The following is a 25921-nucleotide window of genomic DNA, read 5'->3' as shown; positions in this document are numbered from 1 at the left end:
CCCTATGCGTATGCCGGAACAAAACCGTCTTCAATCGGCTGCCCTGTTTGGTCATCCCAATAAGGCGAAAGCGCCCTGAGTCGCTCGACAATGGCCGGCAGCACCGCCAATACCCGCTCAATATCACTTTCAGTTGTGAATTTTGATAAAGAGAAGCGCAATGTGCCATGAGCCGCCGTGTACGGAATATCCATCGCTTTCATGACATGCGATGGCTCAAGCGAACCCGAGGTACAGGCTGATCCTGAAGAGGCTGCGATACCTTGTTGATTAAGAAGCAGCAAAAGGGCCTCTCCCTCAACATACTCTACGGCAATGTTGCTGGTGTTTGGGACGCGATACGAAGGCGAACCTGTGACAAACGTATTAGGGATCGTCGCCAAGATCCCCTGCTCAAGGCGGTCACGCAGCAAGGCGATCTGACTGGAACTATCAACCAGTGACTGAGCAGCGATTTCTGCTGCCGCACCGAGCGCGATTATCCCCGCTGCATTTTCGGTGCCGGCACGACGACCTCGCTCTTGGTGTCCGCCTCGCATCAAGGGACGAAAACGAGTCCCTCTTCTGAGGTAGAGCGCCCCGACGCCTTTCGGCGCATGAAATTTGTGTCCCGAAAGTGACAGCATATCGACATCCAAGCAACCGATATCAACTGGGATTTTTCCGACCGCCTGTACCGCATCAATATGAACTTGGGCGTTAACGGTTTTTGCCGCTGACGCAATCTTCTCTATCGGAAACAGAGTGCCTGTTTCATTGTTTGCCCACATAACCGACACAATCGCAACATCATCGCTCAGGGCATCAAGATAACTTGCAAAATCAAATGCACCGAATTTATCGACTCCTATCCAAACGATCTTGTAGCCTTTACGCTCTAGGTTCATACACAAATCCAGAGTAGCCGGGTGCTCAACCTGTGAGGTGATGATGGTTTTTCGACTTGGTGTCGCCTCGATAGCCGAGAGAATTGCAGTAGTTGTGGCTTCTGTAGCACAGGAAGTAAACACGATCTCCGAGCTGTGCTCAGCACCAATCAAAGCCTGCACTTGCTCTCGAGCCCGCTGGATAGACTTACCAACTTGGGCCCCCAGAGCATGAATGGACGACGGGTTGCCGTAGTAATGCTCAAGGTAAGGCATCATGGTCGACACCACCTTAGGATCCACCCGAGTAGTGGCGTTATTGTCTAGATAGACTAGCGGTTGAGTTGTCTCATGCATAATGGGTGCCCTCTTTGTTTTCATCCGCCACCGTCACCGGGAATACCGTTATCGCCATGCCGAGTGCCGTGGATAACTTAGTTTCAAGGGTTGAGATCGTCAGCCCAGATAAGCCACAAGACATACAGTTGCCCGTCAGGCTAACGAACACCATATCGTCTTCGACATCCACCAATTCAATATCGCCACCATCGGCAACGATATTAGGACGCATCTGCGCAATGACTTCTTCGATGATGGTGATACGTTCACTGGCGTCATCAGCGCCTGCCTGGTCTGTATCCGCGTCGGCCATCTCTTGTAAACATGCCTCCAACACCCATTCGATTTTTTCATGACAGGAGGTGCAGGCGCCGCCGGCTTTGGTGTAGTTGACAACGTCCTCAAGCGTTGTCAATCCATTGGCCGTGACGACTCGCTTGATCATCAGATCATCAATAGCAAAACACTTACAGATCAACTCCCCTTCTTCATGCGCTTGTGCCTGCTCCTCACCACGATAATCTGCTATCGCGGCATGCAGTGCCTCCATCCCCATTACCGAACAGTGCATTTTTTCTGGCGGCAGACCGTCTAAATAACGGGCGATGTCATTATTGGTCACCGCCATCGCTTCAGAAATCGTCTTCCCTTTGATCATTTCGGTTAGCGCCGACGATGACGCGATAGCACTGCCGCAACCAAATGTTTGAAACCCGGCCTCTTCAATCACTTCGGTATTGGGTTCAATTTTTAGTGTTAAGCTCAAGGCATCACCACAGCTGAGCGAGCCCACATCCCCTTTAGCATTGGCATCACTGACTAAACTGGCATTACGGGGGTTGAAGAAATGCTCTTTAACCTTGTCTGAATAATCCCACATACGCACTCCCATCAAAGATATTGTTCTTAGGTGCATCAACCTGAAGCAGCATCAAGTCACACACAGATAGGTATTGGGGTTGCAAGCTTTGAACCAGATCACACATAAATCATAACATAATGATTTTAAAGAAATTAATGTCAGACACCCCCTCCAACATGACGTGAACATATTGGATAATTGTTGGAAACCATGCCAATTTGTCACTTTCGCGACAATCTGACAGACATAGGTTTTGTCGCTTTTATGACAACGTAAAAAGCAGCGTAGAAACGCTGCTTGTTAAGCAAGATATGGCTAAAGCGGACGCGTTAGCCAGCAGGCATCACCGCAGGTTTAAAGCTATGACAGTTCTTTGCGCAGACCTTGGCGCATGCTTCGCAGCCTATACAGTCCGATGCGTCTTTTATCGTCATCACCATCATAACTTCGTCCTCGTATAGATCGTCATCGTCATCATCCGCCACTTCATTTTCGACAAGATCAAATACCCCTCGCGAACACACCTTGTAACAGCGGCCACAACCGATGCAGCTTTGCGGATCAAGTTGTTCAATAAACTGCGGTTGCCACTCGCTCCCCGCCTTGGTATAGCCGACAATATATGTCATGCATTTCTCCTTAGTTACCATTCTTCATCCATTAAATCCTCAAGTCGATTCTGCTCGGAATCACTTGATTTTGACGACTTGTGCTTAGCTATCGACCGAAAAAGCCACCCGCTGGGACGGGCCTGAAGCTGCGCCTGTATTTGACTAAGCAGGCAGTGAATATCTTGCCCCGAGTCAACCTTGACTGGATTGATATCCTCCCCTAGTAATTGACGGATCGCCGATGCCCCGCAAGCGACGCAATACACCGCAGCACAGCCGTGTAGATCCCTTATCCGGTTGGGCAGTTTTTGGTGTGTGTCCCCTTTAGGATCTGGATACTCTATTGCTTCGAGCAGATGCCACTCTGTTTTGCCGATGCCAAAGATCAACATCCCTTTTGCACTGCCAAAATGCTGATCCACCTTGTGCCGGTCAGAAGTCGCAAACGCCACATTAACCAGCAACTCAGTAAAATCAGGGCGCGGTTCAACGTGCAGTTTTCGCTTTTGTGTTGTCATTGATCCCCCTTGGGTACTACGCTACTGGCATCGAATCGATATTGACTCACATGAGGCAACACCTCATCTTGGTGATTCGCCAACAAACAATTAGATAACGCAAATACGCGCGCTCGACTTCCCTCGTAGCCAAACTGCAGCAAATCCATATTGCCGAATCGGTCGTGACAAGGAAAACCAGCCCGCAATACCGGAATGTCTGGCTCACAGATATGGGCAGCATGAGTATTACTGATCACGGCCGACACGGGTCTGCCGCTCGGAATGAGCATCGACAGGTCGCCGACAATAATCTCCTCAACCGCTAATTGTTTCACGGCCTCGGTATCCAATGTGGTCACGACTCTCGTGACATTGACCCCAAGGCTGGTCAATAGCTTGGTATAACCAATCGCGAGGTCAGGCTCCAGACCGATGGCAACATTGGCGCCAGTAAGCATAAAATGGGCATCAAGCATGGCATCTTGTAGCCTGGAACGCGCTCTTGTGATCCAGTGCGGTACGTTGCGGCCGGATAGTTGCGATAAGAACATAACCAACTCATCACATGCCTCAATACCCATCGCAAGATCAGTGTATTGAAATGGCACCGAGAAGCGTTTTTTTAGCCAACGTGCGGTGGGTAACATTGACTCTCCCACACAGAGAGTCGCCACCGCTTCAGACATCATCTCTATCTCGGCCACTGAAGTTCCTCCAGCGCTCAAAGGCGAAAAGTCACGCTTATCTAAATGCCCATCTAAGGACTGCGACAAATCTGGAGCGAAGATCGCCTCAAGATCAAAGGCCTTTAGGTAGCGCTTCAAGATCTCTATATCTGCCGATGTCATACCAACAGAACAGAGCACATTGACTAATGCCTTCTCGCGCTTAATGACTGAAGGCTCACGAACCAATTGACGCACAATACTGTCAACAGCATGGGCAAAACCCGTTTGCATGGTACCGACGAAGTCCGGTGTGCTCATTTTGACTATCCGTGTCTGAGCGTATTGTGGGTACTGGCGTACAAAATCAGCAATGATTCTTGCCACATCGGTTCCCTGCATTTCCGTGAGGCCACTGGTCATGACACAAATCAGCTCCGGAGCGTGTTTTTCACACAACAACACCAAGGCCTCCTTGAGGTTGTCATCTCCTCCCATGACAGCAGCTATCTGGTCAATGGCCGTATTTTGTATCGGTACTGGCTCCCTCAGGTGTTGAATCAAATAGACTTTTGCAAACGCGCTGCAACCTTGGGAGCCATGCATCAACGGCAGACTGCTATGAAAACCCAAACTGGCCAGCGCAGCACCTGTTGCTGGGCTGGTTTTTAACGGCTGGGTTGTGAGTGGGCTATTGGCTTTGATTAGCTTGGTCATATCACTCTCCTTGAAGCACTGTGGTTGGTGGGTTGACAGCAAGGGTGGAAGGGGGACGAATCGGCTCTGGCACAACCTCCCAAGGTGGCAGGCTGTTGACATGGGACCAGATTGGACTGTGAATGGTACGGCAAAGTTCTTTGGCTAATTGCAGCATGCCCTGATAACCTGCATAGGCGTGCTCACGCTCTTGATTAATATCGAGAAATGGCAAGCGTGCTTTTAACGCCGTATACATGTTGCGCCCACCAGCAATCATCACATCCGCATCATGCTGATAATAGGTATCGAGCAGCAGCCTCGCCCCACCTTCGTCGAGCATAACGGCATCCTCTCCCATGATCTCTGTGATACGATTTTTGTCCGCTTGGGTCGATTTTTTGGTGCCGGTTGCGACCGTCTCGATACGTAGCTCTTTGAGTGCTGAGACGATAGACCAAGACTTAACCCCGCCGGTGTAAAGCAGCGCTTTTTTCCCTGCCAGTTGCTCAATGTATGGCGCTAACTGTTGACGAACCCGTGCTTCCTCACGAGCTATCACCTGCTCGGTGTGCGCAATCAACTGTTTGTCCCCTATCAAGCGTGCAAACTCTCTAAGCGCCAAACTGGTATCTTGAATGCCGTAAAAGCTGCCCTCAAACCAAGGAATTTGCCACTTCTCCTCCAACCGTCGAGCAACGTTAATTTGTGCTCGAGAACACACCACCATCGACACATCAGCACGGTGCATGGTTTGGATTTGGTGGAACTGAGTATCGCCCGCCATGCAGCAAAGTACTCGTAGCCCAAGCTCTTCAAACAGTGGCGACACGTGCCAAAATTCCCCAGCAATGTTGTACTCGCCGATAAGTGCAATGTCGTGGACCTTGCGACTCGGGTCGTGCGCCATAGGCGGCTTTTCTGGTGGCTCCGCCGTGCCAATCACACGGTTCACCATGACCTCGCCAGCAATTCGGTTACCAAGGTTTTTGTTGCCGTAGAAACCCGCCGCGTCAACAGGGATCACCGGAATGGCAAAACGTGCCTCGGCAATCGCACAGATCGCATCGACATCATTCCCTTCCATGGCCGGCACACACGTCATGTAAACAAACACCGCCGGAGGCTGATGGGTCTCGACAAGCTGCTTGATAGCATGCAGCAAGCGTTTCTCCGCACGCCCCATGACGACATCTTGTTCATTAAGGTCAGTGGTAAATCCTAACCGGAATAGGTTGTCGCCACTTGCTCGTGTACCACGGTTATTCCAGCTGTTGCCCGCACAACCAATCGGCCCATGAACAATATGACCAACATCCGCTATGGGCAGCAGACTGATCTGAGCCCCATCAAACGTGCAGCCACCCGCTGTTGCACCCGGTACAGGTCGTGCACAACCTTGTTTGTCACCCCGATTGTGTTCACAAGCTGGCTCATCTTGAAGTGATTTGATCTCAGAACGCTTCATCCGCTCTCCTACAAATAGTTAACTGTGAAAACTCTCAATGCTGCAAAATAGGATCCACAAACTAACCAATTGAATTAAATGAAAATATTATTTTTCACCCAATGAGAAAGTCGACAATTGTCGTAAAGCTGACAAAATCGTTAAGCGAGGCCGGCAATGGAGAGTCACCTCTACGCATTGCCTTAGTTGACCCTTTGGCAGTATATAAGGGTCAACATGATTGAAAGGAGGTTAGTCTTGCAGTGCGATCAATAGACCGTTGCTCGCGGCCAAGTCAAAGGTAAGAGTGCTACATTGATGAGTTGCTGAGGCAACGAGATGGATGTCAACATTTGACAGCGCAACATAAGGTTCGCGCTCAACCAGTTCATCCTGCCAACAGAGTGTTAACGCAATGGCTGGGTGGCGCAGTTGCAGCGCCGATAAGCTTGCTGGCTCAAAGGTATCTAGCGCGCGCAGTTCGGCGATAACGGATAACAATTGACGATGAGTCTCAGTAGTCATTACTCCCCCTCTAATAAGGCTTTCTTGATCCACGGCGGCGGTGCATTGCCAATCACCTCACTAAGTTCCGCCAACACTTGCTTCGCCTCAACAGCCTGATTTTTTTTAACTGGATGAATGTAAGCTCTGGTGACCTTTGCTGCAGCAGGGCCGCCGATGGAGAGCGTAAACAAGATCTGACAATCTGCTATTTGGCTGATAATCTCCTCGGTTCTTCGTTCCCCTTTCAGCTCGCTGTCTATTGGCCGAACCTCTACGAGCTGGTGCTGGGTGGCATTTACCTCATAGATCAATACTCGCAGCGATGAGCCAAAATGACCGTTTAACAGCTGTGCTTGATTAGAGGTGATAGCAACACGCAGCTTTGGACCGGCAATCGGCGCCTCGTTTGGGATAACCGGGGCATCAAACGAGCCCGCATCTTGGTTGGTAAGCACCGCTAGGGCTGACGTGACCTGTTTTCGTGAAAGACTGCTGTCTAACGCACTGACGATCACCCGAAACGATTTTGGCGACATCCTTTGCAGCTTGTGTTCGGTAACGGGGGCCCCTAGGTGTTGAATGAGCACACCAAGTAACGCCTTGAGTTCGATTGACGGCAATGACTTAGATACCATGGCGATACGCAGCGCCGCGGGTGGCGAGATAGTTGTATCCATATTAACTCCTCATTAATGACCGATTGAGATACTCGACTTATGCGGCCTGCAAGCGCTTCGCTCTCAGGGTGATCGGTAGTTTGGGTTTCAACATCGGCTCTATAAAGTAGATCGCGCCATTGGCGAGATGTACCTCCCCTCCCCATCGCTCGTTATCATCAAACTCAAAGTGGGTGACCTTCTCTTCAAGGTCTTTTTTCGGCAGGTACAGTGACAACTCACCAGCCTCATCGTATTGAATCATTACATTAGCCATACATACTCCCTGTGATCGCGGCTAAAAACGGTCGGCTGGATTGGGCAATCGCAACGCCTAATCCAGCCGATTTTCGTAACACTAGCGTACTAAGTCGAAGCCGAAGTCGGTCTTACCCAGTGTGCTTGTCTCACGATCAAGCTTCGCCAGTACCTCATTGACCAAAGTCGTTAAGATATACATCGCACCTTGATAACAGAGTGTCGTTTCACGGTGCAGGTGATGACGGTCAAAGATAGGGAACCCGATGCGTACTAGTGGCACCTCGAACTCCTCACCCTTGGCTTTGGTATCGCGCTCAATAAACTTGCCGTAGGAGTTACCAATCATCAGATCGGGTTTATCCGTCAACACAAGCGAACGGAAGTGCCAGAGATCTTTGCCCACATAGATCTCGGCATTAGCGCTGTAGGGCGACTGCGCCACCAGCGCTTCCATTTTTTTACGCCAGCGTTTGTTGCCGTTATGACACAGTATGTGTTTCACTTCACAGCCCAACTCAGTGAGGAACTTCGTCATACCCAGTAAATAATCTGGGTCGCCATATAGCGAGATAGAGACACCGTGCAACCAAGCGTGAGAATCGGTCATCATATCCACTAAGCGACCGCGCTCGGTGGTGATAGAATCCGGAATAGGCTTGCCTGACAGCTCCGCCATCTTCATCACAAAGTTATCGGTCCACTCGAGCCCCATTGGGATCTCCAGCTCTGGTACATCTTGTTTCCATGTACCAGCGATAAGTTTCTTGGTCTTGATTAGGTGTTGCGGTTGCAGAAGCACCGTCGCTTTAGCGTTAGGTGCATCTTTGATGTCATCGATGGGTGTACCACCCGCGTACATTCGATACTCACCATCTGCAGGGGTATCGAGCACTTCTGATGGATCGCATAACAGTGAGTAGTCAATGTCCATCTCTGCCATCATGCGGCGAATGACTCGATAGTTACCGAGGTAGGTTTCAAAACCAGGTACGATATTGATCTTGCCATTACTGCCAACCTGTTTGCCTTCCATCTCGTTACGAGTAAAGTAGCCGAGGAAGCCTTCAAACATATTGTCCCACCCCGTCAAGTGACTGCCGACAAAGCTCGGTGTGTTGGCATAAGGTGTCGGTAGATCTTCTGGAATATAGCCACCCGCCTTAGCGTTGCCGGTAAAGGCATTTAGGTCATCACCGATAACTTCTGCCATACATGTGGTGGAAATCGCTACGACCTCGGGTTTGTAGAGTGCGTAGGCATTTTGCAAACCGTAAAAGATATTATCTTGACCACCAAAAACCGCAGCGTCTTCGGTCATAGAGTCGGAAACGCAGGCAACAGGCTCTTTAAAGTGGCGGTTAAAGTAGCTTCTAAAATAGGCGACACACCCTTGCGAACCATGTACGTAAGGCAGTGTTTTCTCAAACCCAAGTGCACAAAGCACAGCCCCTAACGGCTGGCAGGCTTTTGCTGGGTCAATCGTGATGTGTTTTCGACTGAAGTTGATCTCTTTGTACTCTTCCGTCGTGGTCCATTCGAAGGTTTCTTTCACCTTCTGCGCATCCACGGCATCTTCGTGGGCATTACGCTTGTTCTCGAACATCTGGCGATATTCCGGCTGTTTGAACAGGTCATAACCGGTTTTAATATCATCAATCTTCTGGCTCATAGGTACTCTCCTACCGTGTCACTAATCCGTGAACATCGGTTCGGTTAACTATTGTGGTTACTTGCAACCACTCCATTCCATTGGGTTATGCACTTTGCTCTAGCGCAACAGGCTCAGCTTTTTTCCACGGTGCGGTGATGGCCTCCCAACACGGGTTATTGATAGTTAAGTCCATATCTCTAGCAAAAATGGCGAATCCATCCACGCCGTGATACGGGCCGGAATAATCCCAGCTGTGCATCTGACGGAACGGGTAGCCCATTTTCTGAAACACATACTTCTCCTTGACGCCCGAGCCAACAAGATCCGGGTTGAGCTTTTTAATGAATGCCTCCAGTTCATACTCGGTAGCATCATCAAACAGCAAGGTGGCATCTTTGACTTCAGGGGTGGTCTTTACATAATCATCGTTGTGCGCAAACTCATAACCGGCACCGACAATTTCCATCCCTAGATCTTCATAAGCGCCAATGATATGACGAGGTCGCAGGCCGCCAACGTACAACACGACGCTTTTGCCCTCTAGGCGCGGGCGATACTTATCAATCACCGCTTGCCACTGCTCGCGATAGCGCTTGATCACCTCTTCTGTTTGCGCCTTGATCTTGTCATCAAAGAACTCCGCTATTTTGCGCATCGACTCTTCAATCTTGGTTGGGCCAAACAAGTTGTACTCTATCCATGGCACACCATGCTTTTCTTCCATATGACGAACGATGTAGTTCATAGAGCGATAGCAGTGCACTAGGTTGAGTTTTACCTTAGGTGTGTTTTCCATTTCCGGTAGGGTGCCGTCACCCGACCATTGTGCAACCACGTTTAGCCCCATATCCTCCAAGATGATGCGAGAAGACCACGCGTCGCCACCAATGTTGTAGTCACCAATAATGGCAACGTCGTAATCACCCGCTTCAAACGCTTTGTCATCTGACTTCGACAACACATGATCGCGTATCGTATCGTTGGCGATATGGTGACCAAGCGATTGCGACACCCCACGGAACCCCTCACAACGGACAGGCACGATGGTTTTACCGATCTCTTCACCCTTCATTTTGGCCACGGCCTCAATATCATCACCAATCAGACCTACCGGACATTCCGATTGCACCGAAATACCCTTGCTCAATGGAAACAACATCTCCAGTTCATCAATGGCCGCTGACAACTTCTTGTCGCCACCAAATACGATGTCGCGCTCTTGAAAGTCGGTGGTGATATTAAGTGTGCCGAAACTGTCAACACCCGTGGTGCCGGTGTAATAGTTGCGACGACCAGCACGTGAGTACTGCCCACAACCAACGGGTCCATGAGAGATATGAATCATATCCTTCACAGGCCCCCAGACGACGCCTTTCGAACCGGCATACGCACAACCACGCACGGTCATAACACCGGGCAGCGATTTGCGGTTTGAGGTCACGCATTTACTGCCACCTTGTTGGTCATTTACGCCCAAGTGCTTGGCACGTTCAGCCTTAGCAACTTCGGGGTAGACTTCCAACACCTCATCAATAAGCGCTTGATTCTCTTGTTTACTTTGTGACATCTCTGCCTCCCAAACGGTTTACTAGCGAATAGAATGTTTGCTGGTAAGCCGCGCTTAGGCGACTTCAGCAGCAGACTTACCGATAATGGATTCGTCTTCCACATCCATAATGCCGAACTCCATCAACAGATCTTCAAGCTCGTCCATGGTTGCTGGCTCGGGGATCACAAACATGTCGTTAGCAATCACTTTTTGGGCTAGGGTGCGGTATTCATCCGCTTGGTTACAGGTAGGATCATACTCGATCACTGTCATACGACGGATCTCAGCACGCTGTACGATGTTGTCACGAGGTACAAAGTGAATCATTTGGGTGCCAATCTTGTTCGCAAGCGCAACAATCAGCTCATCTTCACGGTCGGTATTACGCGAGTTACAAATTAGACCCGCAAGACGCACGTTGCCCGAGGTCGCGTACTTACAAATCCCTTTGGAGATATTGTTAGCGGCATACATCGCCATCATCTCACCTGATACGACGATGTAGATCTCTTCTGCTTTGTTCTCGCGGATTGGCATAGCAAAACCACCACAAACCACGTCACCCAAAACGTCATAGAACACAAAATCGAGGTCATCTTCATAAGCGCCTTCTTCCTCAAGGAAATTAATCGCGGTGATAACACCACGACCTGCACAGCCCACGCCTGGCTCAGGACCACCAGATTCCACACAGCGCACATCGCCGTAACCCACCTTAAGTACATCTTCTAGCTCGATGTCTTCCACGGTGCCTGCTTCTGCAGCCATCTCCATAATGGTGTTCTGCGCTTTAGAGTGAAGAATCAAACGTGTTGAGTCCGCTTTTGGGTCACACCCAATGATCATCACTTTTTTACCCGCTTCCGCCAAAGCGGCTACAAGATTTTGAGTTGTGGTCGATTTGCCAATACCACCTTTACCGTAAATTGCACATTGACGAATTGCCATAATGGTTCCCTCCATAGGATGATTTGAAAACAATTCGAAGTGGACGCTGCGAAAAGCGCGCCAATACTGATATAGGATTTTTAACTCATTGTTTTATTGGAGATAGATTCTCCTTCGATAAGAAGTAGTCAAACTCCATAATCAGACAATAAAGCTCGTTAATGTCAGGAATTAAACAAAATTGTTTGTTAATCAAGCTTTAGAAACTCTACATGGTATAGGCTCTGATGCTTAACTGATGGAACTAAATCAAGAAGCTACGACCTGATCTTGTTACATCAGTTAACCATCGTAGCCTTATGCCTAAATCTCGTTATAGAACAACCAACTGGATGCTACAGCCAGATAGGAACTCGAATAGGTAAGAACTGTAGATTTGGCGGCTTCGCCATTAAAACCGCACTGGTGGTAAGGCGCGTTTCCTCTATGCCATTGAGGGGAGTACAAGGTTCCAAGACTTAGTATTTGAGCTCGCTGGAGAGGGTAGATACTCAAAGCCATCGAGTGATAGAGTGTAATAACGCGTCTCAAATTCTAGGCTTGGTAAAAGTTGGGTAGGCTATGCTTATTTACCTCGGATTATATGTGAGCAGGCAATTGAGTCTGGAGAAATGAAAGAAGTGAAACTAAAAAATGAAAAAACCTGGCAGTACTTCACTGAACTGGCTTGGCATTCAGAGCGACCACTCGATTCAGCGATGCAGTTTTTTGTCGAAGATGTACAAAAGTTGCCTGATCTGCAAGTCATGAACTAAGGCGTAAGACTGCATTTGTGGCTCTTCTGATAACCAAGTCCAGTACGAGGTACCTTGTGGAATATCGAAACTATTCACCATGTTCTAAGTATGGTTCAAGATGCCTGCTTTTGATTGAACGCACTCCAAATCTGCTTGGCTATGAAAAGCTCTACTATTTAGAGGTATAGTCTCAGCTATAGACACCTCAAGTTTATATTACTGAAACGTGGTTATATAAATTACCGGAGGTCTAAATGAGCAAATTATAACGACTCACCGACTCTTTTCTATGGTGGGTAACTGATTTCAGCCTACTGATTAGAAATCTTTTTATACCTCCGTAATCCGTCAAGCGCTAATTTAGTAAGGCTTGTAAAACAGTTTTGTCGAGTAGACGACACTTGTTGCCAAGTGCCGCCCCTCTAAGAACCTACGTGCAACTTTCACTGCATACGGCTCAAGCCTCCGCTAAGGCATCGTTTGATACCCAGCAACTCATAAAGCAGTTGGAACAGGTTCAACCCAAGAGTTTCGTGCTTGTCTCTTTGATTTCCGCTTAGCTAAGTATTCTTGGTAATCGGGGTCATAAGGAGTCGCGGCGTTTCGGATTTTCACATGTCGCTCTATTGGCACTTTTGCGATTTGGAACAGATTGAATTGGCAATCCATGTCCATAATTTTCTGCCAACCATGAAATTGCCATTGGCCTTTTCGGTTGAGAAAATACTTGTGAACAACCCAGTCTTTAGACTTGGTTGGATGACGCCTAACTGCCCAGTGCCATAGTGCTTGGAATAGCTTGTGGCCTACATACCCGAATACTTGTTTAGCGACGCAGTGGCGGTAGTAATTCGCCCATCCTCTGAGTTTCGGATTTATCAGTTTGATAAGGTCATTAACGGGTATAGTAGCGTGCTTTTTGACAAGTTCACGTAGATTTCTTAAGAATAACAGCGTGTTGGACTTGCTCGGTTTAATGAGCAATTTCCCTTTGTACTTCCTATGGTTGAAGCCCAGAAAGTCAAAACCATCATCAATATGAGTAATCTTCGTTTTTTCTTCGGATAAGGTTAACCCTCTTTCAGCCAAAAAGTCAGCAATCAACGGTTTGATATCGCTCACTAGTACTTCCTTTGAAGAGCAAGTGACCACGAAATCATCAGCGTAACCAATGAAGTTAGCTCTAGCACCTTTTCTGAGAGCTGTGGATTTTATGCGTTGTTCTAACCCTGCGAGGGTCATTAGCATCAAGGTTGGGGAGATTATCCCTCCTTGTGGCGTACCCTCATCGGTGTCGTAGAACAGGCCTTTATCCACAAAACCAGACTTTAGCCATTGCTCTAACATTCGTTTATCTACGGTGATATTGTTCATAAGCCATTGATGCCCGATTTTATCGAAGCAGGCTTTAATATCGCCCTCGAGAACCCATTTTGCTGATTTCTTCAGAGCCAAGCATTTAAAACACTGACTGATGGCGTCAGCGGTGCTGCGGTTTGGTCTGAATCCATAGCTGTTGAGGTCGGCTAGTGTTTCAGAAACAGGCTCAAGTGCAAGCAGGTGGAGCGCTTGTTGCGCTCTGTCTATCATGCACGGAATACCTAGAGGTCTGAGTTTGCCATTCTTTTTGGGGATGTAGATACGTTTGAGTGGCTTGGCTTTGTAAGTCTTGCGACTTAGTTGATTGACTGCTTTCATACGGCGATTATCTGTGTTCCAGATAATGCCATCTATTCCAGGCGTTTTACTGCCTTTGTTTTGAGAGACTCGCTTAACAGCAAGCAATTTTGCTGAGCGAGAATGAGTTAAGAGCCACTGTAAGGATTTCACCTTACCGTATTTCTTTTCTCTTGTTGCTTTTGCGATACGCATTTGAAGCTTTAATACGTGCGCTTCAGCGGATTTCCAGTCGATAGACTGCCACTGAGCACCGTCAGAAGATGCACTAATCTCTTTCGAGATCACCATTTGCTTTTCTCCTTAAATAAAGTTCTTCAAATTCTCTCGCAATGGGAGACCAGTCGGAAGTGGGCCCACTTTCGTGATCAGGCACAAGCCTGTATCTGCATCATTACAATGCAGCTTTCGCTTTCTCCGACCTCCTATACCTGCATCACTATCGGTCGCAAAGACTTTCCCATAGGGAGTGATACAGGCTTACCGTGTTCCGTATGTCACGCAATATCAGGTTAGATGCCCGCTATAGTGCGGAGAGCTTAATTGATCACGAAAGAGTATAGGACAACCTCTTTCCAACTCTCGTTGCCTTTTGGCTACAGCGTATTAACCACTTCCGCTGTTTCATCACATAACGCACCTTAAACGGATTCACATTCGTTCATCATACTGATTACCTAGCACTCACCCGATTTGTGGTTATCAGGAGGATCAACCTCTCACGATTTCGATCCCGAGCAATTGTTTAATTGCTCTTCGTTACATTGTCAGAGCCGCTACTTTATTCAGGCTCGTAGGTTCATCTGGTGATACAGATGGTTCACTCTTAAAGCGGTGAACAGCGCTTCATACGACTTCACGTCGCACGTCCAAAAATGAGTTAAGAGCCTTGTTCTAAAACTCTTGTTGTACCCAGTAACTACCTCCCGCAGTAGTCCGTTTCTTCCAACACCCAAGACAAAAAGCCCAATAGATGGTTACCTATTGGGCTTTTGGGATCTAACCAACTAGATTGTCAGTGTCGGCTTTATTTGTAATCTTTGCGATAGCCCGATTCTTCAAAAAATTCTGTCGCCATAATTGGCTCATCAGTTTGGAACATGGTTGCGCCGGTGCGATGCCACCAACCCCAAACTTCGTCGGGTAAATCGTCATAGAAGGCCATTTCGTCGCCACGTCCGCCAGAACGCAAGCCGTGGATGTTGTCGTATAGCGTGTTGATCCAAAAGTGCGTGTTGTATTTGTCACGCAGCGCCAGTGCCTCATCAGTAAAGAAGAAGCCGCCATCCTGCGTAACAGACTGAGGGTAGTCGTGCCAAGCGTTGCGTACTTGAACTACGGCTGGATTTACCGTTTCCAAAATTTCTTCAAGGTAAGAGTAGTTAGCAGAATCGCTGTAGTCGGCATCTGAGTCATAGATGTTTGGCATGAATATTACTTCGGAGTCTTTCCACTCTTCGATAAGTGCATAACCAGATTCACGACCGCTCTCATTAGCCATACGAACTGACGCTAAGATTTGACGCTCAACGCCATACTCGCGAGCCATGTTGAGCATATCTGGGTAGCGCCCATTACCAACTTTGTTATCAAGGTTGATAAGGATCTTGTCTTTTGCCAGTGCATAGACTTGCTCCAAGGTAGGGATCTTCTCATCCGTTGGCTCGTAGTTGCCTGAATCATCGATTCGAATCGTGAGTCTACAGTCTTTGACTTCGTCCCATGTTTTGCTGCTAATGCTGCCAGTACAATCCGTCGTTCGATCGAGCGAACCATCATGCAAAATAACATATTGTTCATCTGCGGTAACACGAATATCCAACTCCACAGCGTCGACGCCCATATCAATCGCATATTGGATAGACTTAAGCGATTGTTCAGGGAATAAGCTTTCGCCTTGGTCTGTCCATAGTGCACGGTGACCGACAACGAACACATGATCTCTATGTTCATTAGCGTTGTGTAAACGCTCAAGCATGACATCGACACGTTGACTATCAGTAACTTGTTCATCAGTGCTGCTATTACAGCCAGCCAATACGGAGACGCAAGCGCCTACCATTAACAATTTAGATTTCATTTTTATCTCTCTTAACGACTCTTACTTACCAAAAAAACAATTAAAGAATTAGCTTGCCGAGCGGAACGTGCGTTCAAATCGTCGCAAAAGTTGGTCACCGCGACGTTTGGCATTATCGAGTGCTGTTTGCATGCTGATATCACCAGCAAATGCTTTTTGAGTCTCTTCTTGGAATACGCTTCGGAACTGCGTGTAGAAGCCAAGACGTATACCGCGAGAGTTCGCATTGCTTGGCTGATTGAGAGACGCATAGCCTGCATGAACAGAGGCAAAAGTCGGGTCATCCGCTTCTGTGGTTTCGATAATGTGCTGGTAGGCTTCTTGAGTGACTGGCAAATAGCCTGTCATGGCTGTTAGATTTTTTTGTGTCTCTGGCTTGCGAAGGTAATCGAGGAACTCTTTTGCCACTGATTCTTGCTTTGCTGTATGACCGTCAAGCATCCAGAGTGAACCACCACCTACAAACGTGTTTAAACGCTCATAGTCTTTATAAACAGGAGCCATAGTGATGGTGAGGTCACTGCCAAGCGCCGTCGAAGAGGCGTTGTAAGCTGAAAGTGAAGCTTCCATCATGGCACATTCACCCGCGGCGAATGCACTTGTGTACTTGCCCGCGCGGGTTTGTGGATCGAGCTTGACGAGACCTTGTTGATTCCAGTCGTACAGGTTGTTCATGTGATCAACGATAAGACCTTGGTTGACACTGTATTCGGCATCTAAGCCGTCAAAGCCATTGTGCTGTGTTGCGATATCGACACCATGACGAGCTGCCACTTGTTCCATGACACGCCAAGGGTGGCCATCTGTGGTGTATGGGCACTGATGGCCGCTCTCTTGCAGCTGCTTCATTGCTGCGTGAAGCTCTTCGTAGGTTTCTGGTGTGCCAGAGATCCCCGCTTTTTCCAGTTGAGCTTGATTGACGTACAGCACGATGGTTGATGAGTTCCATGGCTGCGACATGAGCTTATTGCTAGAGGATTGGTAATAACCTTTGGCGCCAGCGATGTAATCGCTCCAATTAACGTCGTCGTAGGTCTCTTCTAGAGGCTTCGCGATACCCGACATCATTAGATCCGTTGTTCCCACCTCGAAGAATTGCATCAATGCTGGGTGATTACCCGCACGAATCGACGCTACGGCTTTTTGCATTGCCGTGTCGTAATCACCTTGATAGATGCACTCAACATTATTGACGGACTGTGCATTAAAAGATTCGCACATGGTATCGACCACGTTGCCCCCAATCGAATGCCAAAACTCGATGGTCGTCGACTCAGAAGCACTCGCGACAGATGCCAGAGAGGCAACACTCAACGCTAGAGCTGTTTTAACCAGTTTCATTGCTAAACTCCAATTTACTCTCAATGTGTATAATTAGCATATCATTGCGAATGTTACAGAAAGATGTTGGTTTCTTTGAAGTTTTAAAAATAGTCAAAATGTATTGGTTGATGGGTTCCTTGATTAGCGAAGTAGTAAGTTGATGCTAATAAGGTACTGTAAATTCATATCATTTTGAGGGTTTCTGATGTGTTTGATAAGAAAGGGAGATCAAATGGACTCTTAGGTTTAATAAAACACTTAATGTGTAATATTAGATTCATAAATTACACGTAACGTGTAAAAACTCGGTTCTATTACATATTAAGTTGTTCAAGGATAGTCATGCAGGCAGTTTATAAGAAACGGTGGTTGACGTTGTGGTTTGCTGGTCCACAGCTGTTATTGCTGTTTTTGTTCTTTTATCTTCCGATACTGAAATCGGTGGAATGGTCTCTAACTCTTCAGCCTCCCTTTGGCGGAGAGAGTATTTTCGTTGGTTTGGATAACTACCGTTATACCTTTGCTGATCCAGAGTTTTATCGCAGTTTTTGGCTGACAGTGAAGTTTATGGTGGTCGGGTCAAGCTTATCGGTGCTAGTGCCCCTGATTCTTGCCATTGCCGTTGATAGAAAACTCAAGCTCTCTAAACCTGCCAGGAACTTTTTAGTGTGGCCAAAGGCGGTTGCAGGCGCGTCGATCGGTGTCGCCTTTGCGTTTATTTTCAATCCCTTCGTAGGCATATTTTCATTCTTAAATGAGATTCAGCCAGGGCTTTGGGAACCAGGCATGAACGGTAGCCATGCCTTTACCATGCTGATCATCGCGCACGTGTGGGGAGGCATTCCCTTCAATTTTGTCATTTTCCTAGGTGGCTTACAGGCGATTCCAGTCTCTCTCACTCAATCTGCGGCGATGGATGGAGCGGGGCCTTGGCGCCGCATTATAGATATCTATATCCCTTTGTTAACACCGCAATTGTTCTTAAGTCTGGTTCTTGAAGTGACGGACTCTGTGGTCTCTGCATTTGCATTGATTGCCAGTATGACCCAAGGGGGACCGGGGGGCTCAACCAAGCTGTTGGTATACAAAATCTATGAGGATGGTTTTTTGGGCCGAGACCTGTCGGGGGCTTCAACTCAAACCGTGATATTAACTGCAATGGTTCTGAGCTTAGCTCTGGTGCAGTTCCTCTATCTAGAAAAGAAAGTTAAGTACGAGCGTTAATCCCATGATTGAAAATTCAAAATCCATAGATCGCGTGGCAAATGCCATTCTAGTTGTAGGTATGCTGTTTGTACTGTTGCCCATCTACATTGTGATTATCACCGCAACACACTCATACGAGACGTTTTTGCGCGAGGGTCTGCAATACCTGCCGGGAAGCGAGCTAGTCAGTAACATGAAACTCGTCATGTCGGAGACCAATCTGGTTCCACAGATTGGCAACAGTATTATTATTGCCTTGATGTCAGCCGCTGGGAAAACCGCCTTCTCATTTCTTGCTGCATTTGGAATTGTCTACTTTCGAGTTCGCTACGGCACGATAATTTTCTTCATGATCTTGATGTCGACCATGGTGCCGTTGGACTTACGCATTGTGGCGAGCTACGAAGTTGCATCCAACATCCTATCCCCAGTTAATGTGCTAATGGATTGGGTAGGCGTTAATTATCTTATTAGTCACTATTACGGCTCACCACTACATCTGGAACTGAGTCTGCTCGACACGTATTTTGGTATGGCAGCACCAATCTTGGCATCGGGAACGGGCACCTTCTTATTCCGACAATCATTCAAAACCATTCCACCGTCATTGATTCACGCGGCAACGATGGACGGCGCAAGTCCAATTCGTTTCATGGTCGATATCTTATTGCCCTTGTCGAAAACCAGCATTATCTCGCTGTTTGTACTCATGTTTATGGGAGGGTGGAACCAATACATGTGGCCGCTGGTTGTGGCATCAAGACCTGACATGGAGACAGCGCTCGTCGGGCTCGTTAAGTTGAGCACCGTTGTCGATGGCGCAACCCCTAATTACCCGATGATCATGGCTGGAGCCATTCTCGTTAACATAATTCCCATTTTGATGATTGCCGTAATGCAGAAATACATTGTTAAAGGCTTAACACTCTCGGAGAAGTAAAATGAGCAACCTATTAGATAACATTCGTGAGCACGCTGAGGGTATCACGCTAACTAACATCAGAAAGTCTTACGGTAAGAATACAGTCATCGATAATCTCAATATCGATATTCGCGCTGGTGAGTTTATTGTCATTCTTGGTCCGTCTGGATGCGGAAAATCGACCACAATGAACATTATTGCTGGCTTAGAGGAAGCAGACCAAGGCGTCATTCGCATAGGCGAACGTGAAGTACAAGATCTTGAACCCAAACAACGTGGGTGTGCCATGGTGTTTCAGAACTATGCGCTTTATCCGCATATGACGGTCGCTGACAATATTGGTTACTCTCTTAAAATCCAGGGTATGAAGAAACAAGCTCGTCGTGAGAAAGTAGAAGAAGTGGCGAAAATCGTTTCGCTTGAGCCTTACCTGGATAGGTTGCCAAGCGAGTTGTCAGGTGGACAGAGGCAGCGTGTGGCGATTGGTCGTGCCATTGTTCGCGAGCCAAGCGTGCTACTTTTTGATGAACCACTCTCGAACCTCGACGCCAAGTTGCGACATGAAATGCGAATGGAATTGTCTCAACTGCATCAACGTATTGGTTCAACGTCGGTTTTTGTTACGCATGACCAAGTTGAAGCCATGACATTAGCCGATCGCATCATCGTACTCAACGGGGGCAACCTAGAGCAGTTCGATACCCCTGCCAATATCTACGATAAGCCTGCGTCTATGTTTGTCGCTAACTTTATCGGTTCACCAGCCATGAACCTTCTCAAAATCAATCCGGTGGTTGAATCATATATTGATGCGAGTGCATTAAGTTTGGTTCCTGACGACCTTATGGTCGGTATCCGCCCTGAACATATCGAGTTTAGCCAGGACAAAGGCGATTTTGTGTGCGTGAAATACGTCGAAGATCTTGGCTCACATAAGGTGGTGACGGTTGAGATGGGAGACAAGCAGGAGTTGATGATCGCCACACAGTTGGGACAAGACATCGCAATCGCAGACCAAGTCCGTATCTACTTCCCAGAAGACAAACTGCATTTCTTCGATCCAGTCACGACGAAGAGAGTGGAGTTGAATGTCGATAAACTGGATAAAGCAGGATAGAGGTAACTTGTTGAGCATGTTAGATAAGAAAACGATCACCCAGATTTTCACTATTGTTCGTCAACAGTCGCGAGAAACCATTAGGACCAACTTCAGGCAACTCCAGAGTCAACAAATACAGACAAAATCATCAGTCACGGATCTGGTGACCGATTGTGACAAGCAAGTAGAGCAGGATTTGGTCAAACACCTCAAGCCTCTTTTCCCTGATTTTGTTTTTATGGGGGAGGAAATGATGTCGAACGAGTCCACATTTCATCCTGAGCATCACGACAAGCTCGTGGTAATTGACCCGATTGATGGAACTTATAACTTCGCTCATGGCATTGGTGTGTTTGGCGTCATGTTGGCGATTCGTATCAATAAACAGACGGTGTTTTCAATGCTCTATGACCCGCTAAACGACGATTGGGTGTGGGCGCAAAAAGGGCACGGCTGCTATTGGCAAAACAGCGACGGTGAGAGGCGTGATTTGGTCATCGAAGAAAAGGACGGCGATTTTGGCTTTATTTCACCTTTTCTGTTTGATGAAGACCAGACCAAGCCGTTGATGGCATTGATGCAAGACTACAAGCGCACCATCTCTTTCGGTTGCTCCTGCCATGAGTATCGAGGGTTGCTGTTTGGTGCGGGGAATTTCTATTTAACGCAGAGGAAAATCAAACCATGGGATCATTATGCTGGGCTACTCGCTATTGCGGAAGCGGGTGGATATGCCGCCTATCTAGACGGGGAATCGGCAGATACCTTCGTCACAGGTAAAAACCTCTTGGTGACAACCTCATACGATAAATGGCAATATTTGTCGCGACACATGCAAACCATACTCTAAAGCGGAATTACATGACTGAACCTTTATCTCACCCATATGCACAGATCGAGCTTTCGGATAACGAGAAACTGGTCGTGGGCGTGGTTTGGAATGAAAAGATCATTTCACGAGGCGACATCACTGCCAAAGTGCCATTCACGCAACAATCCACTCACCGAATTGTCGAGGCGTTACTCGAGAAGCAGGTGTTTGTATTGGGAGACCCTATTGCTAAGGGGCGCGGAAAACCTAGCCCTTCGGTGCGAATCAATGCTAGGCAGTATTACTCATTGGGGTTGAGCTTTGTTAAGGGGCAGGGGATCTACATGAGTATCGTTGACCTTACAGGGGAAACCGTGTCGGAGTCACGACTAGACGTAGAAAACTACTATAGTGAAGCGGCTTTTGAAAACTTGTACCGTGCCGTCTATGACCAGTTGGCGCAAAACAACATCTATCCCTATCAACTATTGGGTATGGGTGTTGCTCTTCCGAGCTTTCGAGCCAAACTGGAGGCCGGCTCTGAAGTCTTTGATGCGTTTGGTGATTGGCCTAAGATGGACTACGCGACGCAATTGAGTCAGCAATTGTCGATACCGGTTTGGATCGATAACAGTGCGAATTGTGCGGCTGTCGCGGAGTTGATGTTAGGGCAAGGCAAGCAGTTCAATAGCTTCCTCTACCTGTCGTTTGGTTATGGTTATGGCAGCGGCCTGGTTTGGCGTAATGAACTGATGTCAGGTGGGCTCAATAATGCTGGGCAAATCGGACGTACTTTCACTGAAGAAGAACGCTTGGTGCGCCCTGCCATGTCAAATCTACTGCGCTATCTCTCTGAGCAAGGTGTCGAAACCAGTGATGACCTAGACCAAACAGTAAAAGCGAACATGCCTTTGGTGATGAACTGGTATCAATCGGTTGAACCTATGCTGATTCGCTCTATTCGAGCCTTTTTGGGGGTATTTGATCCTAGCGCTATCGTAATCGGTGGCCATGCACCTAATGACGTGAAGCGGTTATTCGAAATCTCAATCAATAAAGTGATTGGAGAGCAGATGCTACTCGGCTACCCATCACCAACGCTGTATTTCTCGGATATTGCCATTGGTGCTGAGGTTAAGGGTGCATCACTGCTACCCATTAAAAAACGTCTTATGGGTTCAGTTTAAAAGCCTTTATCTGGTTTGAATTCTTGCCGCCAAAAACCTTGAGCAAAGGTGATTAGGCGGCTTGCTCGATACAAATTCCAGGGGCTATCGCAGCAAGAACTATCGTTTTGCGAGAAACCCTAATCTTTTCTTTAGCACTTTCCCACGTGCTATCAAAAGCAGCCCAGCACCGACTAGATATATCGCTGGTTCAGTGACTTCAGACTTCACTGACCAATAGAAGTGAATAGGCGCTAGTATTGCTGCCAAGTAGACCCAATTGTGCAGCTTTTGCCACTTTGCTCCCAACTTACGCATCATGGCTTGTGTTGATGTGATCGATAGCAGCAGCAAAATAATCCAGACTGCGGCACCCACAGTCAAGTAAGGTCGTTTCACTATCTCAGAAGCGAGTAGGCTCCAGTCTAATCCGAGATCTAATGTTGCAAAGGCGATGAGGTGCAACACTGCCCAGAAGAAGCTGTAGAGCCCGAGTAATCTTCGTACTCGGACCAACAACCCTTGTTTACTCCATCGTGCCAGCGGTGAAACTAGTAGGGTGATAAACAAGGTATTGAGCGCACTGATACCAGTGAAATGAATGATGTACTGCACTGGGTCACCACCCAAGCTGTCATTGATGATGGCTATCACTAATAATGCAAAAAAGCCGAGCGACACCGTATGAATGAGTACCTTTAGCGCGATAATCGACTTTGGGGTAAGTTTCATCAATAGAACTTCCTCAAGTCCATATCTTTGTATAGATGCGCTACCTCTTCTTCATAGCCGTTGAACATCAAGGTAGGTTGTCTGCGACTGCTCAGCACGCTTCCCTCACCAATAAAGCGCTCGCTCGCTTGGCTCCATCTTGGGTGGTCGACCTGTGGATTGACGTTGGCATAAAAACCGTACTCACTTGGCGCAGAGCGGTTCCATGTCGTTGGCGGCTCTTTATCTGTGAGACGAATACGGACGATAGACTTAATGCTCTTAAATCCGTACTTCCACGGTACAACAAGTCGTAACGGTGCACCGTTTTGCGGAGCGAGCGTTTTGCCGTAGAGCCCAACGGAGATAAGCGCGAGCGGGTTCGTTGCCTCATCGAGTCTTAATCCTTCGACATAAGGGTAATCAATGCTGCTCCATGAGCGTTGGGCAGGAAACTGTTTAGGATCGTAGAGTGTTTCAAACGCAACGTATTTAGCGCCGCTTTGAGGGTCTGCCATCTTAATAAGGTCGGCAAGCGGAAACCCGATCCACGGAATGTTCATCGACCAAGCCTCGACGCAGCGCAATCTGTAGATGCGCTCTTCGAGCGTAAACGTGTTAAAGATGTCGTCGTAGTCGAGCTTGATTGGGTTGTTGACCAACCCGTCGATTTCTACTGTCCATGGGTCGGTGATAAATTCAGACGAATTGTTAGCAGGGTCGGCTTTATCGGTACCAAACTCGTAAAAGTTGTTGTATTTGAGCACCTTGTTTTCAGGGGTGAGTGATAAATTAGCTTGATATTGTTCGGGTTTGGTGACGTTAAGGTTTACTCTTGGGTCGGTTGCTGCTTTCGTCTCTTTAGAGGAGAAAATATCAAAGATCCCAGCTTGGGCATTAGCCGCAAGCGGCATTCCTACCACAGCAATCCCAAGTTTTTTCAGTATCGCGCGACGCTTTTTGTAAACCGACTCTGGTGTAGCGTCGTTCTCCGATAATGCCCAGCGATGATTCTTCTTGATTAACATTCTCTTCCCCTGATGATGCTCACGCGCTCGCAAGCGACGATTTTGTCGTTTATAGACTTAACCAGACCGAGTCAGAGCAAAAAGTCTTTCATAGGGGAGCGGTTTCTTTGAACGTATGCTTCATCAATGGCCGCAACGCATAAAAAATGCCTTTCTTTCGGAAAGGCATTTTTTACTGAATCACGCTAAGTCGTCTTTTGCCTCAATCAACGAGTGATGACTAATCGAACCCGCGGTACGAGCCTTGAGGTGCGGAACATAGCCAGGATCATTCATAAACCCAATCGCCGCATCTTTCGATGGCCACTCAATGATAATTCTTAATGCTGGATCTTCACCGTTGCCCTCAAGGCGTTCGTTACTGTTGGTGCGGGCAAGATACTTACCACCATATTGAGCGACAAGTTTGTTAGCGGGACCGATGTAATCGGCAACCCAATCTTGGTTGGTTGGGGTAACTTCAAGTACTGAATAGTAAGTAGACATAATCTGCTCCGTTATTGTGTTTGCATTCTGATGGTGGTCAGTTCATTGCTTGGCAACTGGAATAGAGCATAGATTCATTTGATAGTTTTGATAATGGCGCTGGAAATAGAATCAGTTTTTAGATTTGATTGATGATTTGACTGGTGAAGTGTGCAGCCGCGCTGCGAGTTTAGCAGGGTTCAAACTCTGTTAACACTAATCTAGCCATGATGTTTCACCACAATGACGGTTTGATAGGATTTACCAATTGAATAGATAGGGAAGGACGAATTTTCAAAAACGCGCTCTCGTTGCAATATAACTCCATCGGCGCAGGACAGTGCCAAATCAGATAACAAGACCATATTGAGAGAGTAAAATTATGATCAACACGACTATCAAGCCATTTTCAGCAACCGCATTCAAACAAGGCGAATTCGTAGAAATCACAGAGCAAGATGTGAAAGGTAAGTGGGCTGTATTCTTCTTCTACCCAGCAGACTTCACATTCGTGTGCCCAACAGAGCTTGGTGACCTTGCAGACCACTATGCAGAGCTTCAAGAGCGTGGCGTAGAAGTTTACTCAGTATCAACAGACACGCACTTCACTCACAAAGCTTGGCACGACAGCTCAGACACTATCGGTAAAATCAACTACTACATGGTTGGCGACCAAACCGGCACTATCACTAACAACTTCGGTGTGATGCGTGAAGGTCAAGGTCTAGCAGACCGCGCGACCTTCCTAGTTGACCCAGAAGGCGTAATCCAAGCAATGGAGATTACAGCAGAAGGTATCGGCCGCGACGCAGAAGACCTAATGCGTAAAGTGAAAGCAGCACAATACGTAGCAGCTAATCCAGGTGAAGTTTGCCCAGCAAAATGGAAAGAAGGCGAAGAAACACTAGCGCCATCTCTAGACCTAGTTGGTAAAATCTAAGCGTATCGCTTGATGTAAACCGGTTTTTCGAGTTCGTGTTGCACGCCCCAATAGCTCTATATTGCTTCTACCATTGGCAATTTAGAGTAGGGGCGTGCAGCCTTTTGTACCTCTGAAATTCTCACTTCCCCAGTTTTGATATCTATTCATTAGATTGATGCATTTTGAACAGTTCACCTTTTGTAAAATCGGGACTTG

The 25921-nt window shown here is 47.6% G+C and carries 25 protein-coding genes; 7 read left to right on the top strand and 18 right to left on the bottom strand.

The window, feature by feature from the left end; genetic code table 11:
* Positions 1-2: 2 nt before the first annotated feature.
* The 12 genes from nifS to nifH form a co-directional block, all read right to left on the bottom strand.
* Positions 3-1223, bottom strand: a complete 1221-nt coding sequence (gene nifS, locus AC6I8U_RS20855; protein WP_498019574.1) for a cysteine desulfurase NifS — start codon at positions 1221-1223, stop codon at positions 3-5.
* Positions 1216-2085, bottom strand: a complete 870-nt coding sequence (nifU, locus tag AC6I8U_RS20850; protein ID WP_498019614.1) for a Fe-S cluster assembly protein NifU — start codon at positions 2083-2085, stop codon at positions 1216-1218. The genes nifS and nifU overlap by 8 nt, the downstream gene beginning before the upstream one ends.
* Before the next feature lie 311 nt (positions 2086-2396).
* Entirely contained in the window at positions 2397-2696 is a 300-nt protein-coding gene (gene fdxB / locus AC6I8U_RS20845; protein WP_394153678.1) for a ferredoxin III, nif-specific, read from the bottom strand.
* 14 nt (positions 2697-2710) lie between these two features.
* The gene (locus AC6I8U_RS20840; RefSeq protein WP_394153676.1) at positions 2711-3196 is read right to left on the bottom strand and encodes a NifB/NifX family molybdenum-iron cluster-binding protein; all 486 of its coding nucleotides are present in this window, start codon (positions 3194-3196) and stop codon (positions 2711-2713) included.
* The gene (gene nifN / locus AC6I8U_RS20835) at positions 3193-4560 is read right to left on the bottom strand and encodes a nitrogenase iron-molybdenum cofactor biosynthesis protein NifN (protein ID WP_498019573.1); all 1368 of its coding nucleotides are present in this window, start codon (positions 4558-4560) and stop codon (positions 3193-3195) included. The genes AC6I8U_RS20840 and nifN overlap by 4 nt, the downstream gene beginning before the upstream one ends.
* Before the next feature lies 1 nt (position 4561).
* On the bottom strand, positions 4562-6007 hold the full coding sequence (gene nifE / locus AC6I8U_RS20830) for a nitrogenase iron-molybdenum cofactor biosynthesis protein NifE (protein ID WP_498019572.1): 1446 nt from the start codon (positions 6005-6007) through the stop codon (positions 4562-4564).
* 231 nt (positions 6008-6238) lie between these two features.
* Positions 6239-6511 carry a DUF6129 family protein gene (locus AC6I8U_RS20825; RefSeq protein WP_498019571.1) on the bottom strand — a complete coding sequence of 91 codons (273 nt, stop codon included), beginning with the start codon at positions 6509-6511 and terminating at the stop codon, positions 6239-6241.
* Positions 6511-7170 carry a NifB/NifX family molybdenum-iron cluster-binding protein gene (locus tag AC6I8U_RS20820; RefSeq protein WP_498019570.1) on the bottom strand — a complete coding sequence of 220 codons (660 nt, stop codon included), beginning with the start codon at positions 7168-7170 and terminating at the stop codon, positions 6511-6513. The genes AC6I8U_RS20825 and AC6I8U_RS20820 overlap by 1 nt, the downstream gene beginning before the upstream one ends.
* Positions 7171-7207: 37 nt before the next feature.
* Positions 7208-7426, bottom strand: a complete 219-nt coding sequence (gene nifT / locus AC6I8U_RS20815) for a putative nitrogen fixation protein NifT (protein WP_394153666.1) — start codon at positions 7424-7426, stop codon at positions 7208-7210.
* Between the two features lie 81 nt (positions 7427-7507).
* A complete protein-coding gene (gene nifK, locus AC6I8U_RS20810; RefSeq protein ID WP_498019569.1) occupies positions 7508-9079 on the bottom strand; it encodes a nitrogenase molybdenum-iron protein subunit beta in 1572 nt (523 codons plus the stop codon).
* An 85-nt stretch (positions 9080-9164) separates the two neighbouring features.
* Positions 9165-10628, bottom strand: coding sequence for a nitrogenase molybdenum-iron protein alpha chain (nifD, locus tag AC6I8U_RS20805; RefSeq protein WP_394153662.1), 1464 nt, complete (start codon positions 10626-10628; stop codon positions 9165-9167).
* 54 nt (positions 10629-10682) lie between these two features.
* Positions 10683-11558, bottom strand: coding sequence for a nitrogenase iron protein (gene nifH / locus AC6I8U_RS20800; RefSeq protein WP_498019568.1), 876 nt, complete (start codon positions 11556-11558; stop codon positions 10683-10685).
* A 611-nt stretch (positions 11559-12169) separates the two neighbouring features.
* Here nifH and AC6I8U_RS20795 point away from each other — a divergent pair.
* Positions 12170-12313: a hypothetical protein gene (locus AC6I8U_RS20795; protein ID WP_498019567.1), complete on the top strand. Its 144-nt coding sequence runs from the start codon at positions 12170-12172 to the stop codon at positions 12311-12313.
* A 477-nt stretch (positions 12314-12790) separates the two neighbouring features.
* On the opposite strand, the gene ltrA is transcribed toward AC6I8U_RS20795, so the two are convergent.
* From ltrA to AC6I8U_RS20780, 3 genes are all read right to left on the bottom strand, one after another.
* Positions 12791-14263, bottom strand: a complete 1473-nt coding sequence (ltrA, locus tag AC6I8U_RS20790; RefSeq protein ID WP_498019566.1) for a group II intron reverse transcriptase/maturase — start codon at positions 14261-14263, stop codon at positions 12791-12793.
* Positions 14264-14999: 736 nt separating this feature from the next.
* The gene (locus tag AC6I8U_RS20785; protein ID WP_498019565.1) at positions 15000-16052 is read right to left on the bottom strand and encodes a glycerophosphodiester phosphodiesterase family protein; all 1053 of its coding nucleotides are present in this window, start codon (positions 16050-16052) and stop codon (positions 15000-15002) included.
* Between the two features lie 48 nt (positions 16053-16100).
* The gene (locus tag AC6I8U_RS20780) at positions 16101-17393 is read right to left on the bottom strand and encodes an extracellular solute-binding protein (RefSeq protein ID WP_498019564.1); all 1293 of its coding nucleotides are present in this window, start codon (positions 17391-17393) and stop codon (positions 16101-16103) included.
* 324 nt (positions 17394-17717) lie between these two features.
* Between AC6I8U_RS20780 and AC6I8U_RS20775 the strand changes: the two genes are divergently transcribed.
* The 5 genes from AC6I8U_RS20775 to AC6I8U_RS20755 are packed head-to-tail and all read left to right on the top strand — an operon-like array spanning position 17718 to position 22600.
* Positions 17718-18599 carry a carbohydrate ABC transporter permease gene (locus AC6I8U_RS20775; protein ID WP_234497553.1) on the top strand — a complete coding sequence of 294 codons (882 nt, stop codon included), beginning with the start codon at positions 17718-17720 and terminating at the stop codon, positions 18597-18599.
* 4 nt (positions 18600-18603) lie between these two features.
* Complete coding sequence (locus AC6I8U_RS20770; protein ID WP_498019563.1) at positions 18604-19521, top strand: ABC transporter permease subunit; 918 nt, start codon at positions 18604-18606, stop codon at positions 19519-19521.
* 1 nt (position 19522) lies between these two features.
* A complete protein-coding gene (locus tag AC6I8U_RS20765) occupies positions 19523-20620 on the top strand; it encodes an ABC transporter ATP-binding protein (protein WP_498019562.1) in 1098 nt (365 codons plus the stop codon).
* Positions 20592-21452, top strand: a complete 861-nt coding sequence (locus tag AC6I8U_RS20760) for an inositol monophosphatase family protein (protein ID WP_498019561.1) — start codon at positions 20592-20594, stop codon at positions 21450-21452. The genes AC6I8U_RS20765 and AC6I8U_RS20760 overlap by 29 nt, the downstream gene beginning before the upstream one ends.
* Before the next feature lie 11 nt (positions 21453-21463).
* Positions 21464-22600: an ROK family protein gene (locus AC6I8U_RS20755; RefSeq protein ID WP_498019560.1), complete on the top strand. Its 1137-nt coding sequence runs from the start codon at positions 21464-21466 to the stop codon at positions 22598-22600.
* Positions 22601-22699: 99 nt separating this feature from the next.
* Here AC6I8U_RS20755 and msrQ read toward each other — a convergent pair whose 3' ends face one another.
* The 3 genes from msrQ to AC6I8U_RS20740 form a co-directional block, all read right to left on the bottom strand.
* A complete protein-coding gene (gene msrQ / locus AC6I8U_RS20750) occupies positions 22700-23314 on the bottom strand; it encodes a protein-methionine-sulfoxide reductase heme-binding subunit MsrQ (RefSeq protein ID WP_498019559.1) in 615 nt (204 codons plus the stop codon).
* Positions 23311-24318, bottom strand: coding sequence for a protein-methionine-sulfoxide reductase catalytic subunit MsrP (msrP, locus tag AC6I8U_RS20745; RefSeq protein WP_498019558.1), 1008 nt, complete (start codon positions 24316-24318; stop codon positions 23311-23313). The genes msrQ and msrP overlap by 4 nt, the downstream gene beginning before the upstream one ends.
* Positions 24319-24498: 180 nt before the next feature.
* Positions 24499-24804, bottom strand: a complete 306-nt coding sequence (locus AC6I8U_RS20740; protein WP_498019557.1) for a DUF1330 domain-containing protein — start codon at positions 24802-24804, stop codon at positions 24499-24501.
* A gap of 361 nt (positions 24805-25165) precedes the next feature.
* Between AC6I8U_RS20740 and ahpC the strand changes: the two genes are divergently transcribed.
* On the top strand, positions 25166-25723 hold the full coding sequence (gene ahpC / locus AC6I8U_RS20735) for an alkyl hydroperoxide reductase subunit C (protein ID WP_006069782.1): 558 nt from the start codon (positions 25166-25168) through the stop codon (positions 25721-25723).
* Positions 25724-25921 lie beyond the last annotated feature (198 nt).

The sequence above is a fragment of the Vibrio sp. KUL80 genome, from assembly GCF_059725495.1.
This window is presented reverse-complemented; position numbering and strand designations above follow the sequence as displayed.

What these genes read in the sequence shown, in the direction of transcription:
- nifS (WP_498019574.1), bottom strand. Translation starts at nt 1,223, where the DNA reads ATGCATGAGACAACTCAACCGCTAGTCTATCTAGACAATAACGCCACT.
- nifU (WP_498019614.1), bottom strand. Translation starts at nt 2,085, where the DNA reads ATGTGGGATTATTCAGACAAGGTTAAAGAGCATTTCTTCAACCCCCGT.
- fdxB (WP_394153678.1), bottom strand. Translation starts at nt 2,696, where the DNA reads ATGACATATATTGTCGGCTATACCAAGGCGGGGAGCGAGTGGCAACCG.
- AC6I8U_RS20840 (WP_394153676.1), bottom strand. Translation starts at nt 3,196, where the DNA reads ATGACAACACAAAAGCGAAAACTGCACGTTGAACCGCGCCCTGATTTT.
- nifN (WP_498019573.1), bottom strand. Translation starts at nt 4,560, where the DNA reads ATGACCAAGCTAATCAAAGCCAATAGCCCACTCACAACCCAGCCGTTA.
- nifE (WP_498019572.1), bottom strand. Translation starts at nt 6,007, where the DNA reads ATGAAGCGTTCTGAGATCAAATCACTTCAAGATGAGCCAGCTTGTGAA.
- AC6I8U_RS20825 (WP_498019571.1), bottom strand. Translation starts at nt 6,511, where the DNA reads ATGACTACTGAGACTCATCGTCAATTGTTATCCGTTATCGCCGAACTG.
- AC6I8U_RS20820 (WP_498019570.1), bottom strand. Translation starts at nt 7,170, where the DNA reads ATGGATACAACTATCTCGCCACCCGCGGCGCTGCGTATCGCCATGGTA.
- nifT (WP_394153666.1), bottom strand. Translation starts at nt 7,426, where the DNA reads ATGGCTAATGTAATGATTCAATACGATGAGGCTGGTGAGTTGTCACTG.
- nifK (WP_498019569.1), bottom strand. Translation starts at nt 9,079, where the DNA reads ATGAGCCAGAAGATTGATGATATTAAAACCGGTTATGACCTGTTCAAA.
- nifD (WP_394153662.1), bottom strand. Translation starts at nt 10,628, where the DNA reads ATGTCACAAAGTAAACAAGAGAATCAAGCGCTTATTGATGAGGTGTTG.
- nifH (WP_498019568.1), bottom strand. Translation starts at nt 11,558, where the DNA reads ATGGCAATTCGTCAATGTGCAATTTACGGTAAAGGTGGTATTGGCAAA.
- AC6I8U_RS20795 (WP_498019567.1), top strand. Translation starts at nt 12,170, where the DNA reads ATGAAAGAAGTGAAACTAAAAAATGAAAAAACCTGGCAGTACTTCACT.
- ltrA (WP_498019566.1), bottom strand. Translation starts at nt 14,263, where the DNA reads ATGGTGATCTCGAAAGAGATTAGTGCATCTTCTGACGGTGCTCAGTGG.
- AC6I8U_RS20785 (WP_498019565.1), bottom strand. Translation starts at nt 16,052, where the DNA reads ATGAAATCTAAATTGTTAATGGTAGGCGCTTGCGTCTCCGTATTGGCT.
- AC6I8U_RS20780 (WP_498019564.1), bottom strand. Translation starts at nt 17,393, where the DNA reads ATGAAACTGGTTAAAACAGCTCTAGCGTTGAGTGTTGCCTCTCTGGCA.
- AC6I8U_RS20775 (WP_234497553.1), top strand. Translation starts at nt 17,718, where the DNA reads ATGCAGGCAGTTTATAAGAAACGGTGGTTGACGTTGTGGTTTGCTGGT.
- AC6I8U_RS20770 (WP_498019563.1), top strand. Translation starts at nt 18,604, where the DNA reads ATGATTGAAAATTCAAAATCCATAGATCGCGTGGCAAATGCCATTCTA.
- AC6I8U_RS20765 (WP_498019562.1), top strand. Translation starts at nt 19,523, where the DNA reads ATGAGCAACCTATTAGATAACATTCGTGAGCACGCTGAGGGTATCACG.
- AC6I8U_RS20760 (WP_498019561.1), top strand. Translation starts at nt 20,592, where the DNA reads ATGTCGATAAACTGGATAAAGCAGGATAGAGGTAACTTGTTGAGCATG.
- AC6I8U_RS20755 (WP_498019560.1), top strand. Translation starts at nt 21,464, where the DNA reads ATGACTGAACCTTTATCTCACCCATATGCACAGATCGAGCTTTCGGAT.
- msrP (WP_498019558.1), bottom strand. Translation starts at nt 24,318, where the DNA reads ATGTTAATCAAGAAGAATCATCGCTGGGCATTATCGGAGAACGACGCT.
- AC6I8U_RS20740 (WP_498019557.1), bottom strand. Translation starts at nt 24,804, where the DNA reads ATGTCTACTTACTATTCAGTACTTGAAGTTACCCCAACCAACCAAGAT.
- ahpC (WP_006069782.1), top strand. Translation starts at nt 25,166, where the DNA reads ATGATCAACACGACTATCAAGCCATTTTCAGCAACCGCATTCAAACAA.